We start from the raw sequence: 21,790 nt of genomic DNA on the forward strand, positions 1-21,790 counted from the left end.
ATGCGTATATTCATTGCCGCGGCCGCGCTTTCGATGCCTGCAGCCGCCCACGCCGAAAGCGGCCGCCTCGAACTGCCCGAATCGGTGCTCGCGCTCGCCGCCGACCCCACGCCCACGGCAAGCGCCGTGCGCGACGGAGACGGGATTCCCGACCAGCTGAATGCCGACCAGCGGCGCCAGTACGCCGAGGTGTTCGCCGCGATTCGCGGCCAGCGCTGGGAAGACGCGCAGCAACTGCTCGACGCGATGCGCCCGGGCATCCTGCATCCGATTGCCCGCGCCGAACTCTACACCGCGGCCGGCTCGCCACGCGTCGAATTGCAGCCATTGCTCGCACTGCTCGAACAGGCGCCCGAACTGCCCCAGGCCGGACAGCTTTCGCGCCTCGCCGATCTGCGCGGCGCAACGACCACGCCGTCGCTCCCCCGCGAACAGTCGCTTCGCTGGTTCAACGGCGCGCCGGTGCGCCAGCGGCTGCGCTCGATCAGCACGAACAGCACGACGACCGAAGTCATCCTGGCGATGCAGCCCTATATCAAGGCCGATGACGGCGCCGGGGCCGAAGCGCTGCTCGGCCAGTTCGCGCCGGACCTTCCCGCGGACGCGCTCACGGAATGGCAGCAGAAAGTCGCATGGATCTATTATGCGGCCAATGACGACGCCAATGCCCGTCGCATGGCGGCACAGGCGCAGCAGGGCGTCGGCGATTTCGCCGCGCTGGGCGACTGGGTGCAGGGCCTGGCAGCCTGGCGCCAGGGCGATTGCGAAGGCGCCGCCGAGGCCTTCAACGCCGTTAGCGTGCGCGCGGGCGACGGCGAAATGCGCTCGGCCGGCCTTTACTGGCTCTCGCGCGCTGACATGGCGTGCGGCCATCCCGAACGCGTGGCGCCCAGCCTGAAGGCGGCGGCGCAATATGGCGAGACCTTTTACGGCATGCTCGCCCAGGAATCGCTGGGCATTTCGGATCGCGCCGCTGGCGGTGAAGCCTATGTCGTTCAGGACTGGCGGTCGCTGGAACGCTATCCCAATATCCGTGTCGCCGCCGCGCTGATCGAGATCGGCGAAAACGGCCTGGCCGACGAAGTGCTGCGGCATCAGGCCCGACTGGAAACCGCCGAGGACCACCCTGCGCTGGTTCGTCTCGCCGGGCGGCTCAACCTCCCGGAAACGCAGCTCTGGCTTTCGCACAACGCGCCGAGCGGCACACCCGCGGCGGAGCTCGCGCGCTATCCCGCGCCCAACTGGACGCCCGACGGCGGCTGGCGCGTCGATCGCGCGCTCGTCTACGCGCATACGCTGCAGGAATCGCGCTTCCGCGCGGATGTGCGTAGCGCTGCCGGCGCTATGGGGCTGATGCAGGTCAAGCAGGGCGCGGCAATCGACATCAGCCGCGATCGCGGCGTCAACTATGCCAATGCCGATCTCACCGACCCTTCGGTGAACATGGAAGTCGGCCAGAGCTATCTTGAGCAGTTGCGCAGTTCCTCCTTCACCGGCGGACTACTGCCCAAGGTAATCGCGGCATATAATGCGGGTCCGACGCCGGTTTCCGAATGGAACGCCACGGTTCGCGACAATGGCGATCCGCTGCTCTACATCGAAAGCATCCCTTATTGGGAAACCCGCGGCTATGTGATGATCGTGCTGCGCAATTACTGGATGTACGAGCGGCAGGAGGGCAAAGCATCGGCGAGCCGCGCGGCGCTGGCACAGGGCCTCTGGCCGCGTTTCCCCGGCATGCCGGGCGAATCGGCGGTACGAATGAGCGCGGCTCCCGGCTTTTCGGCGGCCAGCGGTGCCAATTGACGAAAACATCCCCTTCCGTCCGATTCGCGTCGCCGTCCTGACGGTTTCTGATACGCGCGGGCCGGAGGACGATCGTTCGGGCGACACGCTGGTCGCGCGGCTACGCGACGCCGGTCATGAACTGGCCGCGCGCATCATACTGCCCGACGATGCCGATCGGATCGCGGAACAACTGACCCTCTGGATCGACGATCCCGGGATCGATGCCGTCATTTCCACCGGCGGTACCGGGGTTACCGGGCGCGACGTGACTCCCGAAGCCTTCGCCCGGGTATGGGAAAAGGAAATTCCAGGCTTCGGCGAGCTGTTCCGATGGCTCAGCTATCAGACGATCGGGACCTCGACCGTCCAGTCGCGCGCGACAGCGGGCGTGGCGCGCGGCACCTATCTCTTCGCACTGCCCGGTTCGACCGGCGCCGTGAAGGACGGCTGGGACGGAATCCTCAGGGACCAGCTCGACATCCGGCACCGCCCCTGCAACTTCGTCGAGCTGATGCCGCGCCTTACCGAGCGCTGAGCGTCACTTTCCCGGGACCGCGACGGTTTCGGGTTCCGTCTGCGATACCGACACGCGCTGTTGGACGAACTCCTGGAACTCCTCGAGCATCGAGTGCCACCAGTCGAGCACATCGGCGAAGTTGCGCTGGTTGAGGCCGCCGATGGTGCCGACATCATAGGCCAGGGCAAATCGACCATCCTCCTTCACCGAAGCCTGCAAGAAACGCTTGCTGGCATTCCAGTCATTGGCGAGCTCGATCGTGTTGAAGTCACCGGGTGAAAACGCGACTTCGAACCGTAGCGAATCGCAATTGCGATGCTCCTCGCAGCCGTAGAAATAGACGTCGAAATGGAAGGCCTCGGCATCGCTTTCGATCATCGGATCGCCGATGCCGTCCGTGGCCATGACCGGATCCAGTTCGGCGGCTTCCATCGCAGCGAATACCGATTGCGGCGCACTCGCGCAGACCATGTCCGCAGCGCATGGATCGCGATCCTGCGCGCTTGCTGTGCCGGCAAAAAGCAACAGCCACACCCCGCCGATCAGCAGAGACATGCGCATCATAGGTGTAGCCCCCTTCCCCGCAATCCTGCCAGCCGCCGCGCGTCCCGGCAATGGGGCTTGCGGGCCGGTCAGTCCCGTTCCGGGGTCCACACGCCGAGTTCATGTCCCTGCGGGTCACGGAAGTGGAAACGTCGGCCACCCGGAAAACCGAAAATCGGAACAGTAACGGTTCCTCCCGCGGCCACGACCCTGTCGCGCGCTTCCTCGAGACTTTCGACTTCGATAACCGGCAGCATCTTCGCAACGCCGTTCTCCGCATCCCCTTCCAGACCGAGGTCGACGTCGCCTGTGGTCGTGGCGGCATAGGTCGGGCCGAAATCGGCAAACTGCCATCCAAAGGCACTGCCATAAAATTGCTTGAGCCGGGGAACGTCGCCCACCGGCAGTTCGAGATAATTCAGACGCGCCATCACGACCTCCATTGTTCTTGATATGTTCTACTCTGCCGACTATCCTAGCGCAATGGCGAAACGACGAGCGGTACGCGGCGCGACAGGCAACCGCCAAAGCGGGCGTTTCGGGCTGCCCGAACGCGAGGCGGATGGCGACTGGCTCGATACGCGCGAGACGATAGACGGCGCGCCGCCGCCGCTGCGGACCACCGTGACTGTTGAAACGCCGCGGACCATCATCACGCGAAACAGCTCGCCCGACATCCCATTTGACCGCTCGATCAATCCCTATCGCGGCTGTGAGCATGGCTGCATCTACTGTTTTGCGCGGCCGACCCATGCCTATCACGATCTGTCGCCCGGGCTCGATTTCGAAACGCGGCTGTTCGCCAAGCCCGATGCCCCTGCCCTGCTGCGCGAAGCGCTGGCGCGACCAGGCTATGCCTGCCGCGCCATTGCGTTCGGGACGAATACCGATCCCTATCAGCCGATCGAGCGCGAGTGGCGCATCATGCGCGGTTGCCTGGAGGTTCTGGCCGAAACGCGGCATCCGGTGACGATCACCACCAAGTCGGATCGGATCACGCGCGATATCGATCTGCTCGCGCCGATGGCCGAACAGGGACTCGCCTCCGCGATGATCTCGATCACTTCGCTCGATCCCGCTGTCGCGATGACGCTCGAACCGCGCGCGCCGCACCCCGAACGGCGGCTGACGGCAGTGCGCCGTCTTGCCGATGCCGGAATTCCCGTCTTCGTGTCGATTGCCCCGGTGGTGCCGATGATCACCGACTATGAAATCGAGCACATCCTGGAACGCGCAGCCGAATCGGGTGCGTGGGCGGCGTCCTTCATTCCGGTCCGCCTGCCGCACGAAGTGGCGCCGCTGTTTCGCGACTGGCTGGAAGCCCATTTTCCCGATCGTGCCGGCAAGGTGATGGCGACGATCCGTTCGGTACGCGGCGGCGATCGCGACAATGATCCGCAATTCTTCTCCCGCATGCAGGGTCAGGGCGTATGGGCCGATCTGATGCGCAAGCGCTTTCGCATCGCGGCAAGACGCTACGGGCTCGATCGGGAGGCTCCGCGCGTCCGCACCGATCTGTTTCGGCCGCCGCGCGGCCCGCAGGGCGAATTATTCGATTGAGACACTGTAACATTGGCTCTACGTCGCGAGTCGTACCCACTGTTCGCGCTTGCGAAACGAAAGGATCCTTGATGCGTCGGCTTTTCTCGATCGCCTGCGTTGCATTCAGCATCGGCACGGCGACCGCCCAGACACCGCCTTCCCAGGCCACCAGTCAGGAAACGACGGTTCCGACCGGCAAGCTTCCCGACACCGCCACGCCGACCGCCTATCGGATCGATTTCACAATCCTGCCCGAAAGCCCGACCTTTTCGGGTCATACGGAGATCGACGCGACGCTCAACGAAAGCGCGACGAAAATCTATATCCACGGCCGCGATCTGGACGTCAGTGAAGCGACGGTCGAAGCCGGCGGACGCAGCTTTCCGATCACCTTCGAACAGGTCAATCCGTTCGGGCTGGCCCGGATCGATTTCGGCCGCGAATTGCCTGCGGGGCGGATCACGCTGAAGTTCGACTATGAAGGGTCGCTGACCGAAGACCAGCCTTCGGGCCTCTATCGCGTCAATGTCGAAGACCAGTGGTACAGCTGGACGCAGTTCCAGTCGATCGACGCGCGTGCCGCTTTTCCCGGCTTCGACGAGCCCGGCTACAAGACGCCCTTCACCGTCAGCATAGCCACAGCGCCGGGCAATGTCGCCCTGTCGAACATGCCGCAGCTGCGCGAGGAGACCGAAGGCAATCTGGTGCGACATTATTTCGCCAAGTCGCCACCGCTGCCGACCTATCTGGTCGCGCTGGTAACGGGCCCGTTCGTGACGGCTGAAACGACCATTCCGGCGACGCCACAGCGTTCCGAACCGATCCCGCTGCGCATCGTGGCAACCCAGCCCAATGCCGAGCGCATGCAATTCGCGCTGGAGGAAAGCGGCCCGATCGTGGCGCTGCTCGAATCCTATTTCGATCAGGCCTTCCCCTTCCCCAAGCTCGATCAGATCGGATCGCCGATCATGCCGGGCGCGATGGAGAATGCAGGCGCCGATATCTACGGAGACGACATCCTGCTGCTGGCAGAGGATGCCACGCGCGATGACAAACGCCTCTTCGGCATGGTGATCGCGCACGAACTGGCCCACCAGTGGTTCGGAGACTATGCCACGCCTGCCTGGTGGGACGACATCTGGCTCAACGAAAGCTTCGCCAACTGGATGGGCTATCGCATCGGCAGCGAATGGCGCCCCGATCTCGACATCGACAATGGCGCCGTACGCGAAGGATTCGATGCGATGGACCTCGACTCGCTGACGGTCGGCCGGCCGATCCACGAACGGATCACCGACGATTCCAACGTCGATTCGGCGTTCGATCAGATCACCTACGGCAAGGGCGGCCAGGTTGTGGCGATGATCGCCGAGTATCTTGGCGACGAGAAGTTTCGCGACGGCGTGCGGCTCCACATGAAGCGCCATTCCTATGGCACTGCCGCGACCGACGATTTCTTCGCTTCGCTTGCCACTGCCGCGGACGATCCGCGCGTCCTCGATGCGCTTCGCAGCTTCGTCGATCAGCAGGGTGTACCGCTGATCACGCTGCGGCGCGAAGGCGACGGCTATGTCGCCACGCAGCAGCCCTATGCGCATCTGGGCACCACGCCCGAGCCCCGGCAGTGGATCGTCCCACTCTGCGTGCGCCGCGGCGATGCCGAGCGCGTTTGCACCTTGCTCGACCAGCCCCGCATGGCGTTGCCGGCCGTTCCGGGCGACGGGCCGCTGATCCCCAATGCCGGCGGCCAGGGCTATTATCGTTTCGACCTGCCCTCGGCGGACTGGAACGCACTGATTGCAACCGCCGACACGCTTCCCGCGGGCGAAGCCATCGCCGTGGCCGACAGTCTCTGGGCCGGCTTCCGGTCGGGCCGGCTGCCGGTCGAGTCGCTCGTCGCCGCGGCGCACGTATTCGCCAGCCACCCCGACCATGAAGTGTCGGTCGAAATCGGCCAGGGTCTGGCCCGGCTGAAGGATCAGGGACTGATTTCGGAAGCTGCCGAGCCGGCATGGCGCGCAACCATCGCCGATATCTATCGCCCCGCGCTGCAGGGCCTGGGCAGCGACCTGGCCAGCGGCACCTATGCCGAAGATGATTCGGATCGCCGTAAATTGCGCGCCGACCTGATCGATCTGGTCGCCGGCGCAGGCGCAGACGCGGAATTGCGCACGCGGCTGCTCACGGCGCTGGACGCATATCTTGCGGGCGATCACGATGCGCTCGACCCGGCCTTTGTCGGAACGGCCGCGCGCATTGCCGCCAACGAACGCGGTGCGGCCTTTGCCGCTCAGGCGCTGCAGCAGAACATGCTGGGCGCCCTGACTCAGAGCGACAACCCGGAAATCGGGCAGTTCCTGATGACCACGCTGACCAGTGACAGCTTCCCGGCCCAATATCGTCTCTCGGCGCTCTATGAATTGCTGGGCAGCCCGGGAGCTCGCGATGCGGCCTTCGCCTATCTCTCCGAAAATTTCGGTGAGTTGGCGGGCAATGGCGGCGGCATCTTCTTCGCGCGGGGAGGCGGAGCATTCGGCCAGCTCTGCACCGCCGAAGCCGCCGATACGCTGGAGAACACGATGATTCCCGCGGTCGAAGGTGCCGGCGGCACGCTCAGTCTGCGCCGTTCGGTCGAACGGATCCGCAACTGCGTGGCGTTCCGTGGGGCCAAGGCAGAGAGCGTGAGCGAGGCGTTTCTCTCGATCGCCGAGTAACGGCAAAACCGGCCGGCAGGCAGAAACGCCGCCGGCCGGTTATCCGTTCATGCGCGGGTCACGCTTCGGCGATGCTGTAATCGCGATACTTGGCGCGAAGTTCAGTCTTGAGGAGCTTGCCGGTCGCAGTGTGCGGCAGGTCCTCGACGAAATGGATTTCGTCGGGCAGCCACCATTTCGCGACGTGCCGCGCCAGATAGGCCCGAATATCCTCCGCGCTCACATCGCTGCCCGGCTTGCGGACGACAAGCAGGATCGGGCGCTCCTCCCATTTGGGATGATGCACCCCGATCGCTGCGGCTTCGGCGACCCCTTCCGTGCCCACGGCGGCGTTTTCCAGCTCGACCGAGCTGATCCATTCGCCGCCCGACTTGATGACATCCTTGGCGCGATCGGTGATCTGCATCGTGCCGTCGGAGTGAATGACCGCCACGTCACCGGTGTCGAACCAGCCGTCGGCGGTCAGGCACGGGCCGCTATCCTCCTTGAAATAGGTGTCGATCACCCAGGGACCGCGCACCTGAAGGTGGCCGGAGCTTTCGCCATCGCGCGGCAGGGCCATGCCGTCTTCGCCGGTCACGCGCATTTCGATGCCGAACGGCACCTTTCCCTGCTTCACCGCCAGATCGAGCTGCTCCTCGAGGGGCATCGCGTCCCAGTCGGGCGGCGGGGCGCCGATTGTGCCGATGGGGGAGGTTTCGGTCATGCCCCAGGCGTGGTTGACCCGCGCGCCCATCTTCATGATCCGTTCGATCATCGCCCGCGGCGCGGCCGAACCGCCGATGGTGACGACTTCCAGATGTTCGGGTGCCTCACCGGCGGCATCGATATGGCCGAACAGCGCGAACCACACGGTGGGAACGCCGGCGCTGTGCGTCACCTTTTCGCGGTTCATCAGGTCGCAAAGGACCGCCGGATCATTGACCGCCGACATCACCACCTTGCAGCCGCAGGCAGGCGCGGCGAAAGGCAACCCCCAGCCGACCGCGTGGAACAGCGGCACGATCGGCATGCACACGGATTTCTGCCCGAGGCCGAATACATCCGGCTGTAGCTCGGTGATCGCATGGATCACCGTTGAGCGATGGGTATAGAGCACGCCCTTGGGGTTGCCCGTCGTCCCGCTGGTATAGCAGAGCATGCACGGATCGCGCTCCGACCCGTCGACCCAGTCGTAATTGCCGTCTTCCTGTGCGAGCACGGCTTCGAAACTGTCGGGGCCGTCGCCGTCGAACACGATATAATGCTCGATCGTTTCCCATTGCGGCTTCAGCTTTTCGACGATCGGCGCAAAGGCGCGATCGTAGATCAGTACCTTGTCCTCTGCATGATTGCCGATGAAGGCGAGTTGCTCCTCGAACAGGCGCGGATTGATAGTGTGGATGATGCCACCCATTCCGATCGCGCCATACCAGGCGATTAGGTGGCGGTGATGGTTCATGCCCATCGTCGCCACGCGGTCGCCCGGCTTCACGCCCATCCGCTCGAGCGCCGCGGCAAGCTTGCGTGCATCGCGCGCGACGCCGGCCCAGTTGGTACGCGTCTCGCTGCCGTCAGCCCAATGGCTGACGAGTTCGCGATTCCAATGTTCCTTTTCCGCATGGTCGAGCAAGCGCATGACGCGCAGCTCGTGCTCCTGCATCCCACCAAACATCGCAGCCTCTCCGAATATTGTTTTCGGTCAGCCTAGTGGCACGGGTCGGGATGTCGAGAGGCGTGCGGGGCGACGGTCAGGCGACCGAGGCGAGCCGTGGCTCGGCGTCGCGCAACTCCGCTGAAGCCACGCCCGGCAATGCCTCGATCCGTTCGGCAAGCTCTCCGTCCAGCCGGAAATCGCGGCCGAGCACAAGCTCGACTTCCCCATCCTCGCCAAGCGGGCCGCGTATGCGCAATTCGCCACGCCCACCCCGCTGATCACCGACCAGATCGGCAAGACTCGCGAGAACCTCGGCGCTTTCGATGGTGAGATCCAGCACCAGCCGGGCGGCATTCGCCAGGCTTTCGAAGGGCTGGACACGCCGCACGGTCACTCGGGGCGTCTCTTCACCTGCCCTGCGATCGAGTTCGACCGTCAGGACCGCGCAACCACCGTCGCGGGCGCAATCCTCAAGCGCGTTCGATGCCTCTTCGTCGAAACAGGTCGTGACGAACTGACCTGTCGCGTCGGAAATCCCCGCCATCAGATAGCGATTGCCACGCGCCGAGGTACGCCAGCGCGCATCCTCGATCAGTGCCGCGACCGTCGCGCCGATCCGCGCGCCCTCGGGGATCGCGATTTCGGACAGGCTGGCGAGCGAACGCGCGCCGTGCACCTTTGCCAGATGCGCGTAGCGATCGAGCGGATGGGCCGAGAAATAGAAGCCGAACGCGTCCTTCTCCGCCTGGATCCGCTGCGCCAGCGACCAATGGGCATTGGTCGGCAGCTGGATGGCGTTGACTTCGGAAGCAGTGTCGCCGAACAGCCCGCCCTGCCCGCTCGTGCGATTGGCATGCGTGCTCTGCGCCACGGCGAGCAGTGTTTCCGCCGCGGCATGCACCGACGCCCGGTCGGGGTTGATCGAATCGAACGCGCCCGCATTCGCCAGCGTTTCCAGTTGACGCTTGTTGATCAGCCGCGGATCGACGCGATTGGCGAACTCGTCGAGCGATGCAAAGCGGCCCTGCTCTTCCCGCTCGGCTACAAGCTGTTCCATCGCACGCTCGCCAACGCCCTTCAGCCCCGCCAGCGCATAGCGCACCGCGAGCCCCTGTTCGGCGTCTTCCTCCACCGAAAACTCCGCTTCGCTGGCATTGATGTCCGGCGCCAGACACGGAATCTCGGCGCGCTTCATATCGTCGACGAACACCGCCAGCTTGTCGGTCTGGTCGATGTCGTAACACATCGATGCCGCAAAGAATTCCTGCGGGTGATGCGCCTTCAGCCATGCTGTCTGATAGGCGAGCAGCGCATAGGCGGCGGCGTGCGACTTGTTGAAGCCATAGCCGGCAAACTTGTCGATGATGTCGAACAACTCATTGGCCTTGGCCTCGTCGATCCCGTTCTTTTCGGCGCAACCGGCGACGAAGATGGCGCGCTGCTTGTCCATCTCTTCCTGCTTCTTCTTGCCCATCGCGCGGCGAAGCATGTCCGCGCCGCCAAGGCTGTAGCCGGCCAGGATCTGCGCGGCCTGCATCACCTGTTCCTGATAGACGAAGATTCCGTAGGTTTCCTTGAGCACCGGCTCCAGCAGCGGGTGCGGATATTCGATCGTCTCGCGCCCGTTCTTGCGCGCGCCGAACAGCGGGATGTTGTCCATCGGCCCCGGCCGATAGAGCGAGACCAGCGCGATGATGTCGCCGAAGTTCGACGGGCGCACTGCCGCCAGCGTCCGCCGCATCCCCTCTGATTCAAGCTGGAACACGCCGACGGTGTCGCCGCGCTGGAGCAGTTCGTAAACGCCCTCGTCGTCCCAGCTGAGCGCCGAAAGATCGACTTCGATCCCGCGTTTGGCGAGCAACTGCACTGCCTTCTGCAGCACCGAAAGCGTCTTGAGACCGAGAAAGTCGAACTTCACCAGCCCGGCGCCTTCGACAAACTTCATGTCGAACTGCGTAACCGGCATGTCCGAACGCGGATCGCGATAAAGCGGGATCAGCTCTGACAGGGGCCGGTCGCCGATCACCACGCCGGCGGCGTGCGTCGAGCTGTGGCGCGGCAACCCTTCGAGCTTGGCGGCGAGATCCCAGAGCAGGCGCACGTCCGAATCGTTCTGATATTCGCTGTGAAGCTCGCTGACGCCATTGAGCGCGCGGTCGAGCGTCCAGGGATCGGTGGGATGATTGGGGACGAGCTTGGCGAGGCGATCGACCTGACCGTAGCTCATCTGCAGCACACGCCCGGTATCCTTGAGCACCGCGCGCGCTTTCATCGTTCCGAAGGTGATGATCTGCGCCACGGTATCGCGGCCGTATTTCTGCTGGACGTAGCGGATGACTTCGCCGCGCCGCGTTTCGCAGAAGTCGATGTCGAAGTCAGGCATCGACACACGCTCGGGATTGAGGAAACGTTCGAACAGCAGCCCCAGATCGAGCGGATCGAGATCGGTGATGGTCAGCGCCCATGCCACTGCCGAACCCGCGCCCGAACCACGGCCCGGCCCGACCGGGATATCGTGATCCTTTGCCCATTTGATGAAATCGGCAACGATCAGGAAATAGCCCGGGAAGCCCATGTCGACGATGATGTCGAGTTCATAGTCAAGCCGCCGGAAATATTCGGGAAAGCGCTCGCGCAGTGCTTCCTCGCTCCAGTCATCGGCGGAATTAGCCAGTTCCTCGCCACCGCTGGCTTCGGCGCGGGCAATGCCTTCCTCGAACGCGACGATCTTGCGCAACCGCGCGAGCAGCCCGGCATGCGCATCCGCCCGCAGCCTGGCGGCTTCACCTTCACGGTCGCCGGCAAGGCTGGGAAGAATCGGCTTACGCTTGGGTGCCGAAACCGCGCAGCGCTGCGCGACGACCAGCGTATTGGCGATCGCTTCGGGCAGATCGTCGAACGCGGCGCGCATTTCGCCGGCGGGTTTCATCCATGCGTCGGGCGAGCTGCGCGGGCGGTCATCGCTGGCGACATAGCTCGAATTCGCGATGCACAGCATCGCATCATGCGCCTGGTGAAAATCCTCTTCGGCGAAACAGCACGGATTGGTCGCGACGATCGGCAGGCCGCGCGCATAGGCAAGGTCGAGCAGCCTGGGCTCGGCGGCACCTTCGATTTCGTCGAGTCGCCGCGACAATTCGATATAGAGCCGGTCGCCGAACAATGCCTGCAGCCGGTCTGCATAGCCTTCTGCGACCGAATCAAGCCCTTCGGCATAAAGCCGCGCCAATGCGCCCTCGCCGCCCGCCGTCAGCGCGATCAGTCCGTCGGTGCGGCGCTCCAGCGCTTCGAATGGGACATGTGCGTCATCCTCGATCGGCCGGTCGAGATGCGCCATCGACACCAGCGCGCACAGATTCTCATAGCCGACCTCGTCCTGCGCATAGAGCGCCAGCCAGTCGATGATCGGCGGCTTGCCCTCGGGCGTGCCCGGCCGCGCGACGGCAAGCAGCGTGCCGATGATCGGTTGCACGCCGGCGTTCATGCAGGCGTCGGAAAAGGCCATCGCCGCGTAAAGACCGTTGCGGTCGGCCACCGCTACCGCCGGGAATCCCAGCTCACGAGCCCGTTTGGCGATCTTTTTCGGATCAATCGCCCCTTCCAGCATGGTGTAGGACGAAAAAACCCGAAGCGGAACGAAACCAGAATGCGCCATATCCGAGCCTAGTTTGCCCGGCGCCGTCTTGCCAAGCCGGATCGGGAAGAAATCCACAGCTTTCTCATCGACTAGAACGCGAGCATCGACGCGACCACCGGGAAAAATCCCTAGCGTGCGAGCCCGCGTTTGGATTCCTCCTGAGTGGTGCCGCAACCATTTTCGGGCGAGAACATCGTTAACATTTCGTCGATCAAAATGAACGGTTCATCGCAGGATCAGATTGAGGCGATATTATGGCGAATGTGGAGCGAAGGATTTTCGCTCGACAACACAGGTGGTTAGGCGATTCGCACTGAACTTCCTGTGAATGTTTTGAACGGCTTATCGAGGGTTGGAATGTTAACCATGTTTCACGGTAGCGCGCTTTGCGAAGTGGATGGCGACGGCAATGTCGCGCTTCCCGGCTTCGTCGCCGAGGCGCTCCGCGGATCGCCCGACAGCGGCCAGTTGATCGTCGCCCGGCACGAAACCGATCCTTGTCTGGTCGGCTATGGCCAGAATCATCTTCGCACCCTTCGCCGGCGGACCGAGCGGCGGCGGATCGCCGACGAACGCGTGGGTCGAGACCCACGCGGACATCATCGCCGCGTGCGTCGCAGCTTCGGCCTGGTCGAACCGCTGGCTCGCCAGTCGGACAGGGCGCAACTTCCCGCCGCGATGCGGCATCTCGGCCGGATCGGCGCGCGTGCGCTGTTCGTCGGCGCGGGAGACAATTTCGAAATCTGGAACCCGGACCTCGCGCTGGAAAGCGAGGACGAAACGCTCCGCGAAATCACCGCCTGGCAAATCCAGGCCAGTGGCGCGGACATGGCAAATGGAGGTCATTGAAATGACTGGTCTTTGCAAGCTTATGGGCCATACGGCCGATTCGGTGCATCACCACAATCAGGGGCTGGATTTTTCCAGCTGTCATCAGTGCGGCTGCGATCTGATCCGTGCCCATGAAGGCGAATGGACCGAAGTGCCGCGCGGCTTTCGCGTGGTGTGGCGGGAATTCGGCCGTAGCGGCGATGCCGCGTCGGTCGCGGCGAGGATGCAGCGCAACGCGCCTGTACCGCCGCGTCGGGCACCGCGCAACGCGCCGTCCAAATCACGCCGCGATCCGCGCGGTCGCCCGCTTGCCGGAGCGATCAACATGTTCGGCGCGCTGACTCAGCTCGGCAAGCTGCTGCGCACCAGCGACGCACCCGCAGATGTCGAGAATGTCGATGCCAACGGTCAGTATGTGATCCTGCTGCCCCAGGCGGGCAACGGACGCTGACCTACAACAGGCGCTCGATTTCCTCCGCGAGCGCCTGGGGGGCGGTGGTGGGGCCGTGGCGCCCCACCACCTTACCCGCCCGGTCGATCAGGAACTTGGTGAAGTTCCATTTGATCGCCTTTGTGCCGAGTACGCCCGGCGCGGCCTGTTTGAGTGCCTTGTAGAGCGGCGCGGTGTTGTTGCCGTTGACGTCGATCTTGCCAAGGACGGGAAAGGTCACGTCATATCTGGTGGTGCAGAAATTCGCGATCTCGGCCGCGTCGCCAGGCTCCTGTGCACCGAACTGGTTGCAGGGAAAGGCCAGCACGCTGAACCCGCGCCCGGCATAGCGGCGGTGAAGCGCCTCCAGCCCTTCATATTGCGGGGTGAAACCGCATTTGGACGCGGTGTTGACGATCAGCAGCACCTTTCCGGCATGGTCGGCCAGCGTGGTTTCCCCACCATCGGCCGTCTTCACCGGTATGTCGTGGATCATCTCCAGCCCCCCTCGCGCCTATTCCAGATGCCCTTCGTGCAACCGTACGATCCGATCCATCTGCTTTGCCAGCCGTTCGTTATGCGTCGCGACCAGCGCGGATGAGCCCTCTTCGCGCACCAGCCGCAGGAATTCGGCAAGCACGACATCGGCAGTGGCTTCGTCGAGATTGCCCGTGGGTTCGTCGGCAAGCACAAGCGCCGGTTGCGTCGCCAGCGCGCGCGCCACCGCGACTCGCTGCTGCTCGCCGCCCGAAAGCTGGCTCGGCCGATGCGCCAACCGCTGCGAAAGGCCCAGCGCGCCGAGCAGCTTCTCCGCACGCGCATCGGCATCGGCCCGCGTGGCGCCGTGGATCAGCTGTGGCAGGACGACATTCTCCTGCGCGTTGAAATCGGGCAGAAGATGGTGGAATTGGTAAACGAAGCCCAGCATCTCCCGCCGCATCTCGGTGCGCCCCCTGGCGTCGAGCTGCGCAGCTTCCTTGCCGCCGATCCGAATCGATCCCTCAAAGCCGCCTTCGAGCAGGCCGACGGCCTGCAACATCGTCGACTTGCCCGAACCCGAGGGGCCCAGAAGCGCGACGATTTCGCCCTTGCCGATCCTCAGATCCACGCCGCGCAGCACGTCGATCGTAACGCCGCCCTGGGTGAAGCTGCGCCGCAGGTCGCGAATTTCCACGACAGCCTCATTCATAGCGAAGCACCTCGACCGGATCGGTTCCCGCCGCGCGGAACGCCGGGATCAGCGTGGCAAGGAAGGTGAGAATGAAAGCCGTCACCACCACGCCGAACACTTCCCAGGGATCGGTCTTGGCGGGCAGCTCGCTGAGGAAGCGCATCTGCGGGTCCCAGATATTTTGTCCGGTAACGAGCCCGATGAACGAAACGACCTGCTGGCGGAAGGTGATGAAGATCGCCGCGAGCACCAGCCCCGCGCCGATACCGAGCGTTCCGATGGTCGTGCCGACCGTGATGAAAATTCTCAGCATGCTCGAACGCGAAGCGCCCATCGTGCGCAGAATCGCGATGTCGCGGGTCTTGGCGCGCACCAGCATGATCAGCGAGGAGAGGATGTTGAACGCCGCAACGACGATGATCAGCGACAGCACGGTCGAAGTAACGACACGATCGACCGAAAGCGCTTCGAAAAGCTCCGAATTCATCATCCGCCAGTCGATCAGCTGCCCCTGTTCGCCCACCTTGTCGTTGAGCGGCGCAAGGATCTGGTCCACCCGGTCGGGGTCCTCGGTATCGATTTCGACCATCCCCACCGCGTCGCCCAGCAGCAACAGCGTCTGCGCATCGGACATCGGCATGACGACGAACGCCTTGTCGTAATCGTAGATGCCGACTTCGAAGATCGTGGCCACGCGATACTTCACGATGCGCGGAACGGTGCCGAAGGGCGTGCTCGATCCGAGTGGGTTCATGATCGAAATGCTGCTGCCCACGGTGGCGCCGAGCTGATCGGCTAGCCGCGATCCGATACCGACGCATTCGCAGCCGGGCGTCAGCGAACCGAGCGTTCCGATCACTTCCTTGCCGTCGAGTACCGGATTGTTGCGAATGTCCTCGATCTGCATTCCGCGCACCAGCACGGCTTCGGCACGCCCGTTGAAGGTCGCGAACAGCGGCTGTTCGATCAGCGGCGTGGCACTTGTCACGCCGGGCGTCGCACGGACTTCCTCGACGATTTCGCGCCAGTCGCGCAACTGGCCGCCATAGCCCTGGATTACCGCGTGGCCGTTGAGGCCGGTGATCTTGTCGAAGAGCTCGGCGCGAAAACCGTTCATCACGCTCATCACCACGATCAACGCGGCGACCCCGAGCATGACTGCGCCGAGGCTGATTCCGGCCACCACAGCGATAAAGGCCTCGCCGCGACCCGGCAGGAGATAGCGACGGGCGACCATTCGCTCGTAGCGCGACAAAAGCATGCGGAGAGATCCCGAAACCGTGGACAGGCGGCTGCTCTAGGGCAGGTTCGGCCCCGCTGGCAAATGGCAAAGCTGTTGCGTTCACGCCACAGCCGGACTCCAATTTGCGCCACACATGCGCATATCCGGTGACAAAGGCCGTCGAGCGCCGTAGCAAACAGGCATCGAAGCGCAGGCGAAAAGGCCGTGGTTCGGGGAGGCTTCAGGCCCCGCTTGTCGGAGGACGAGCGTGCGGGCCAGAGCCGACAAAGGGGGCTGACGAGCGATCGTCACGCAGGCGCCCGGGCTGGAAACGGCCCGGGCGTTTCGCGTTTCCGGCCGTTGAAGGGCATAGTTGTCCGACGCTGCGATCCGAATCGCAAGCCCGCTCCGCGAGAACGCGGCGATTTGCCGGGCCGGAAGCGTCGAATTTCCGCATCGGGGCCATACCGAACCTCTTGAATTACCGGCGGGACCACACAAATCCATTTTGTACGGCGCCTGCGGGGCCGTGCAGATATCGGCATCGCGGCGTTCCGGGTGCCGAAAGACGTAAGCATTTTGCTCATTGGAGGATTTGAAACATGCGTCAGTTCGATTTTACCCCCTTCCGTCGTTCTGCAATCGGCTTCGATCGCCTCTTCGACATGCTCGAAGCAAGCGCGCGCCAGGCGAACAACGAGAATTATCCGCCGTTCAATCTCGAACGGCTCGCCGAGGATCACTATCGCATCACGATCGCCGTTGCCGGATTCAAGAGCGACGAGATCGACATCACCGCGCAGCAGAACTTGCTGACAGTCGCCGGCAAGAAGCAGGAAAGTGAGCCGAGGGAAGCAAATGACAGCGCCTTCCTGCATGTCGGCATCGCAAACCGAAGCTTCGAACGCCGCTTCGAACTCGCCGATTTCGTGCGGGTGGAAAGCGCCGATCTGGCCGACGGTCTACTGACCATTGACCTGGTTCGCGAAGTGCCGGAGACTATGAAACCGAAGAAGATCGCAGTGAATTCCGGCGACTCGCAGCCCTCGATCGAGCACAAGGCAGCGAACGCCGCCTGAATTCGCAAACTACGGCTTGCGACGTCTTTCTCCCTTTGGGCGTCGCAGCAGGGGCGCCCGGACCATTGTCCGGGCGCCTTTTGCTTGGTCAGTCAGCGCTGCAAAAACGCCATACCCGAACCGCGAAAGCCCGGGATGTTCGATCAGACCAGACGGCTTTGCTTCACGGCCGCCTCGATAAAGCTGGCGAACAGCGGATGGGGATCGAAGGGTTTGGATTTCAGCTCCGGGTGGAACTGGACCCCGATAAACCAGGGATGGTCGGGGCGCTCCACGATTTCGGGCAGCGCGCCATCAGGCGACATACCGGAGAAAACGAGGCCGTTCTTTTCCAGCGTCTCGCGATAGCCGGTGTTCACTTCATAGCGGTGGCGATGACGTTCGCTGATCGCATCGCTGCCATAGATCGAACCGACCACGCTATTGCCGGCCAGGCTGGCGGGATAGGCGCCGAGCCGCATCGTGCCGCCCAGGTCGCCGCCCTCCTCACGCTTCTGAAGGCCTTCGGATGTCATCCATTCGGTGATCAGGCCGACGATCGGTTCGTCGGTGGGGCCGAACTCCGTGGTGGAGGCGGCATCGAGCCCCTGCCCGCGCGCGGCTTCGATACAGGCCATCTGCATGCCCAGGCAGATGCCGAAAAAGGGCACGCCACGCTCGCGCGCAAAGCCCACACTCTTGATCTTGCCCTCGCTGCCGCGCTCGCCGAAGCCGCCCGGCACGAGAATGCCGTGCATCGGCTCGAGCTGCGCAGCGATTTCCGCCTCGTCCTTCTCGAACAATTCGGCGTCGAGCCAGCGGACATTTACCTTGACGCGATTGGCGATGCCGCCGTGCACCAGCGCCTCGTGCAGCGATTTATACGCATCGGGCAGGCCGACATATTTGCCGACGACACCGATCGTCACTTCGCCTTCGGGATTTTCGAGCCGTTCGACGATTTCAGTCCAGCGGTTGAGCCGCGGCGAACCTTCATGCGCCATGCCGAAGGCATTGAGCACTTCGCCGTCTAGCCCTTCACCATGATACTGAAGCGGCACGGCATAGATGCTCGACGCATCGAGCGCCGGGATCACCGCTTCCTTGCGCACGTTGCAGAACAGCGCGATCTTGGCGCGTTCGCTGTCGGGCAAGGGCTGTTCGCAGCGGCAGACGAGCACATCGGGCTGCACGCCGAGCGACGCGAGTTCGCGCACCGAATGCTGGGTCGGCTTGGTCTTCAGCTCGCCGGCAGCCGCGATATAGGGGACCAGAGTCACGTGCACGCTGATCGACTGGCCGCGGCCCAGTTCGTTGCGCAACTGACGGATCGCCTCGATGAACGGCAGCGACTCGATGTCGCCCACCGTGCCGCCGATCTCGCACAGCACGAAATCGAGATCCTCGGTATCGGCCGTCGCGAATGCCTTGATCGCGTCCGTGACGTGCGGAATCACCTGGACGGTGGCGCCCAGATAGTCGCCGCGCCGCTCGCGCTCGATGATCGTCTTGTAGATCCGTCCCGAGGTGATGTTGTCCGACTGGCGCGAAGCCACGCCGGTGAACCGCTCGTAATGGCCAAGATCAAGGTCGGTCTCCGCCCCGTCATCGGTGACGTAGACTTCGCCGTGCTGATAGGGCGACATGGTCCCGGGATCGACGTTCAGATAGGGGTCGAACTTGCGAATGCGCACGCGATAGCCGCGCGCCTGCAGCAGCGCCGCGAGGCTTGCCGCCATAAGACCCTTGCCGAGCGAGGAGACCACGCCGCCGGTGATGAATATATACCGCGCCATGGGAAGAACGGCCTAGCCCCAGATAGACATGAACGGCAAGCGCCCGAATCAGGGCGCCGCCAAAAAAAGCTGTGGGTAGCGCGTTACTGCGCGAGCGGAATATCCGCTTCCTCGCCGGCATTGGCCGGTGCCTGATCCACCACGGGCGGCGCGGCTTGGTCGGGCTGCGTCGCGGGCGCCTGCACCGGTGCGGGATCGCGGGCCAAGCTGGTGTCGATCGTCGAACTGCTGCGCGTGGCGGCCAGCACGGCGAGCAGGATGCTCATCGCGATGAAGAGCGTCGCGAGCACAGCGGTCGAGCGCGTCAGAAAGTCCGAAGCGCCGCGGGCCGACATCAGTCCTCCCGGGCTGCCGCCACCCGAGGTGAGTCCGCCACCTTCCGAGCGCTGCATGAGAATCACCGTGACGAGCAATGCGCCGATGATGGCCTGAACCACGAGCAGGAAAGTGAACAGCATAACGGAAGACGGACCCTTGGAAGGAAAGGCGCGACATAGGCGAGCGCGCCGCGTCGATCAACCGTTCGAAAGACACGGATGCGGAACATTCCGCCGCCGCACTGAAACCTACCGCGTCCGGGAGCGTTGTAGGCCCAATCGACTCGCATCGTGACGGGTCCCGTAACCATCATAGAGTATGAGCCGTGAACGCCTTATCAGAGCAATCGCTATCCAGCTGGAAGAACACACTGGTCGGCTATGTCCGATCCGGCGAACCCGATCTCACCAATCGCCAGATGGCGTTGTTGCTGCTTGTCTATCTCGAACAAGGGCCCCATACGGTGCGCGGTCTGGCACGGTCGCTCAACGTTTCCAAACCGGTCGTTACGCGCGCCTTGAACAGGCTGGGCGCGCTCGGCTATCTCCGCCGACAGCGCGACGACACCGACAAACGCAACATCTTCGTCGCGCGTACCGCTGAAGGGGCAGATTTTCTTGCAGAATTCGGGCATTTCCTCGCTGGCGACGCGCTCGACGATGCCGTTGCCGGAAGAGGCACCGCGTAGTCGTTTCGCGCTCCAGGGCCGTTCCTGGCAAGCCGATCCTCGTATAGACGCCGTTCGCCGGGACCTTGCCGACATCCGTCTGGCGGGGCGCATTTTCGCGCCCCACTACGCACGCGCGCAACAAGGCAGCGCACGCCACGCCGCGCCGATCCGTGCGGGACGCGCCGACAACGCGCCGGTGCTTTCCGAAGTTCTCGCTGGCGAAACCTTCGAGATTCTCGAGCTTGCCAGCGACTATGCGTGGGGCGTCAGCACCGTCGATGGAGTCGTCGGCTATGTAACGGCCGAAGCCCTGGGCGAACCGATCGATTCCGATCATATCGTCGTGGTGCCGGTGGCCGAGGTTCGCGGCGAGGCCGATCCGCATGCGCCGGTGATTGCGCGACTGCCGATGGGCTCCCGCATCGCCGCTTCCGGCGACGGCGCGTTGCGCGCGATTTCGGGAGGATATGTCCTGGCTGAAGCGTGTCGGCCGATCGACGAACCGGCAAACGACTTCGTAGCGATCGCCGAAGGCCTGATAGGCGTGCCGACCGTGCCCGGCGGACGTTCTGGTGCCGGAGTGGACAGCACCGGCCTGGTCTTTCTGTCGCTTGCGCTGGCGGGCATTCAGGCGCCACGCTTCTGCGGGCTCCAGCGGAGCGACCTGGGCAGGGACGTGGCGCAAGGCGAGGCGCTTCGGCGCGGCGATCTGGTGTATTTCGACGATCATGTCGCGATCATGGTCGACGGCGAAACCGCCATTCATGCCGACGCCGAGGCAGTCAAACAGGCGCCGTTGCAACAGATCGTCGCGCAGGGCGGCTATGGTGAGATCCTCGCCCGCAGGCGGCCGGCATGACAGTAAGGCTCTTCATCGACGGCGCTGCAGGCACCACGGGACTCGAAATCCGCGAGCGGCTTGCCCCGCGCAGCGAGATCGAACTGCTGACGCTCGCCGACAAGGACCGCAAGGACCCGGCCAAACGCGCCGGAATCCTGAACGACGCGGATTTCGTCATTCTGTGCCTTCCTGACGATGCCGCGCGCGAGGCGGTTTCGCTGATCACCAACGATCGCACCCGAGTTATCGACGCATCGTCGGCGCACCGCGTCGCCGACGGCTGGACATATGGCATGGCCGAGCTCGAGCCGGGCCAGGCGGCCGCAATCGCCGAAGCGAAGCGGGTCAGCAATCCGGGGTGCTGGCCCACAGGTTTTCTGGCGCTCGTGCGCCCGCTGGTGCGCGCCGGGCTCGTCCCGCATGACTGGCCGCTCTCCTATTCGGGCGCATCGGGCTATTCGGGCGGCGGCCGCAGCATGATCGCCGAGTTCGAGGACGAATCCGCGGAGAATTACACCGATACCGCCTATCGCGCCTATGGGCTCGGCCTTGCACACAAGCATCTGCCGGAAATGCAGAAACACGCGCGCATCGCGCAGCCGCCGATCTTTCAGCCAGCGGTCGCCCGAGTGATCCGCGGCATGCTTTCCGAAGTGCCGCTGCCGCTGATGGCGCTGCCGCGCAAACCCGCACCGGCCGCGATCGAAGCCGCGCTCCAGGAAGCCTATCGCGATTCACCGGTCGTGCGCGTCCTGCCCACCGCCGACACCGGCGCGGTGCGGATCGAGGAGGATGCCGGCAGCGACCGGCTGACTCTGCGCGTTTTCGCCAATGCCGAGAGCGGGCAGGCCCGGCTCGTCGCGACCTATGACAATCTGGGCAAGGGCGCCGGCGGCGCGGCCGTGCAGAATCTCAACATCATGGCCGGACTCGATCCCACCGCCGGGCTGACACTCTGACCCTTCCCCGCGCGGCGAACGCGAAAAGAATCGGCGTTCGTGCGCGGCGGCGCTTGTCTCGTGCTTTTGGCATCCGTATCGCAGGGGCGATCGTTCCGGCCTGACCATCCCAATCTG

Annotated in this window: 19 protein-coding genes; 10 read left to right on the forward strand and 9 right to left on the reverse strand. The window is 64.0% G+C overall.

Annotated elements, in window-relative coordinates; genetic code table 11:
• Positions 1-1,806: a lytic transglycosylase domain-containing protein gene (locus G5C33_RS11565; RefSeq protein ID WP_228275293.1), complete on the forward strand. Its 1,806-nt coding sequence runs from the start codon at positions 1-3 to the stop codon at positions 1,804-1,806.
• A complete protein-coding gene (gene moaB / locus G5C33_RS11570; RefSeq protein ID WP_165327353.1) occupies positions 1,796-2,323 on the forward strand; it encodes a molybdenum cofactor biosynthesis protein B in 528 nt (175 codons plus the stop codon). The genes G5C33_RS11565 and moaB overlap by 11 nt, the downstream gene beginning before the upstream one ends.
• A 3-nt stretch (positions 2,324-2,326) precedes the next feature.
• Here moaB and G5C33_RS11575 read toward each other — a convergent pair whose 3' ends face one another.
• Both G5C33_RS11575 and G5C33_RS11580 read right to left on the reverse strand, forming a co-directional pair.
• Positions 2,327-2,860: a YbjN domain-containing protein gene (locus G5C33_RS11575; protein WP_165327354.1), complete on the reverse strand. Its 534-nt coding sequence runs from the start codon at positions 2,858-2,860 to the stop codon at positions 2,327-2,329.
• A gap of 77 nt (positions 2,861-2,937) precedes the next feature.
• A complete protein-coding gene (locus G5C33_RS11580; RefSeq protein WP_165327355.1) occupies positions 2,938-3,279 on the reverse strand; it encodes a VOC family protein in 342 nt (113 codons plus the stop codon).
• Positions 3,280-3,331: 52 nt separating this feature from the next.
• Here G5C33_RS11580 and G5C33_RS11585 point away from each other — a divergent pair, with 52 nt between their 5' ends.
• Both G5C33_RS11585 and G5C33_RS11590 read left to right on the forward strand, forming a co-directional pair.
• A complete protein-coding gene (locus tag G5C33_RS11585) occupies positions 3,332-4,408 on the forward strand; it encodes a PA0069 family radical SAM protein (protein ID WP_165327356.1) in 1,077 nt (358 codons plus the stop codon).
• 71 nt (positions 4,409-4,479) lie between these two features.
• Positions 4,480-7,104 (forward strand): M1 family metallopeptidase, encoded by a 2,625-nt coding sequence (locus G5C33_RS11590; protein ID WP_165327357.1) that lies wholly within the window; start codon positions 4,480-4,482, stop codon positions 7,102-7,104.
• Positions 7,105-7,162: 58 nt separating this feature from the next.
• Here the strand turns inward: G5C33_RS11590 and G5C33_RS11595 are convergent, their stop codons facing one another.
• Positions 7,163-8,758 carry a long-chain fatty acid--CoA ligase gene (locus G5C33_RS11595; RefSeq protein ID WP_165327358.1) on the reverse strand — a complete coding sequence of 532 codons (1,596 nt, stop codon included), beginning with the start codon at positions 8,756-8,758 and terminating at the stop codon, positions 7,163-7,165.
• Positions 8,759-8,834: 76 nt separating this feature from the next.
• On the reverse strand, positions 8,835-12,395 hold the full coding sequence (dnaE, locus tag G5C33_RS11600; RefSeq protein WP_165327359.1) for a DNA polymerase III subunit alpha: 3,561 nt from the start codon (positions 12,393-12,395) through the stop codon (positions 8,835-8,837).
• Positions 12,396-12,743: 348 nt separating this feature from the next.
• Here dnaE and G5C33_RS11605 point away from each other — a divergent pair, with 348 nt between their 5' ends.
• Complete coding sequence (locus G5C33_RS11605) at positions 12,744-13,226, forward strand: hypothetical protein (RefSeq protein ID WP_165327360.1); 483 nt, start codon at positions 12,744-12,746, stop codon at positions 13,224-13,226.
• Position 13,227: 1 nt separating this feature from the next.
• Complete coding sequence (locus G5C33_RS11610) at positions 13,228-13,659, forward strand: hypothetical protein (RefSeq protein WP_165327361.1); 432 nt, start codon at positions 13,228-13,230, stop codon at positions 13,657-13,659.
• 1 nt (position 13,660) lies between these two features.
• Here G5C33_RS11610 and G5C33_RS11615 read toward each other — a convergent pair whose 3' ends face one another.
• Genes G5C33_RS11615 through G5C33_RS11625 form a run of 3 tightly spaced genes read right to left on the reverse strand, consistent with a single transcriptional unit; the run spans position 13,661 to position 16,070 of the window.
• Positions 13,661-14,134 (reverse strand): glutathione peroxidase, encoded by a 474-nt coding sequence (locus tag G5C33_RS11615; protein WP_206518548.1) that lies wholly within the window; start codon positions 14,132-14,134, stop codon positions 13,661-13,663.
• Between the two features lie 18 nt (positions 14,135-14,152).
• The gene (locus G5C33_RS11620) at positions 14,153-14,827 is read right to left on the reverse strand and encodes an ABC transporter ATP-binding protein (RefSeq protein WP_165327362.1); all 675 of its coding nucleotides are present in this window, start codon (positions 14,825-14,827) and stop codon (positions 14,153-14,155) included.
• Positions 14,820-16,070 (reverse strand): lipoprotein-releasing ABC transporter permease subunit, encoded by a 1,251-nt coding sequence (locus tag G5C33_RS11625; RefSeq protein ID WP_165327363.1) that lies wholly within the window; start codon positions 16,068-16,070, stop codon positions 14,820-14,822. Before G5C33_RS11625 ends, G5C33_RS11620 begins: the two co-directional genes overlap by 8 nt.
• Positions 16,071-16,633: 563 nt before the next feature.
• Between G5C33_RS11625 and G5C33_RS11630 the strand changes: the two genes are divergently transcribed.
• The gene (locus tag G5C33_RS11630) at positions 16,634-17,110 is read left to right on the forward strand and encodes an Hsp20 family protein (protein ID WP_165327364.1); all 477 of its coding nucleotides are present in this window, start codon (positions 16,634-16,636) and stop codon (positions 17,108-17,110) included.
• Between the two features lie 143 nt (positions 17,111-17,253).
• On the opposite strand, the gene G5C33_RS11635 is transcribed toward G5C33_RS11630, so the two are convergent.
• The gene (locus tag G5C33_RS11635; protein WP_165327365.1) at positions 17,254-18,885 is read right to left on the reverse strand and encodes a CTP synthase; all 1,632 of its coding nucleotides are present in this window, start codon (positions 18,883-18,885) and stop codon (positions 17,254-17,256) included.
• Between the two features lie 83 nt (positions 18,886-18,968).
• Positions 18,969-19,340: a preprotein translocase subunit SecG gene (secG, locus tag G5C33_RS11640; RefSeq protein WP_165328839.1), complete on the reverse strand. Its 372-nt coding sequence runs from the start codon at positions 19,338-19,340 to the stop codon at positions 18,969-18,971.
• Between the two features lie 188 nt (positions 19,341-19,528).
• Here secG and G5C33_RS11645 point away from each other — a divergent pair, with 188 nt between their 5' ends.
• From G5C33_RS11645 to argC, 3 genes are read left to right on the forward strand one after another with little or no spacing between them, the layout of a single operon-like run.
• Positions 19,529-19,891: a MarR family transcriptional regulator gene (locus G5C33_RS11645; protein ID WP_165327366.1), complete on the forward strand. Its 363-nt coding sequence runs from the start codon at positions 19,529-19,531 to the stop codon at positions 19,889-19,891.
• Positions 19,821-20,732 (forward strand): C40 family peptidase, encoded by a 912-nt coding sequence (locus G5C33_RS11650; RefSeq protein WP_165327367.1) that lies wholly within the window; start codon positions 19,821-19,823, stop codon positions 20,730-20,732. The genes G5C33_RS11645 and G5C33_RS11650 overlap by 71 nt, the downstream gene beginning before the upstream one ends.
• The gene (gene argC / locus G5C33_RS11655; RefSeq protein WP_165327368.1) at positions 20,729-21,673 is read left to right on the forward strand and encodes an N-acetyl-gamma-glutamyl-phosphate reductase; all 945 of its coding nucleotides are present in this window, start codon (positions 20,729-20,731) and stop codon (positions 21,671-21,673) included. Before G5C33_RS11650 ends, argC begins: the two co-directional genes overlap by 4 nt.
• Positions 21,674-21,790 lie beyond the last annotated feature (117 nt).

Source organism: Sphingosinithalassobacter tenebrarum, assembly GCF_011057975.1.
Classification (GTDB): domain Bacteria; phylum Pseudomonadota; class Alphaproteobacteria; order Sphingomonadales; family Sphingomonadaceae; genus Sphingomonas; species Sphingomonas tenebrarum.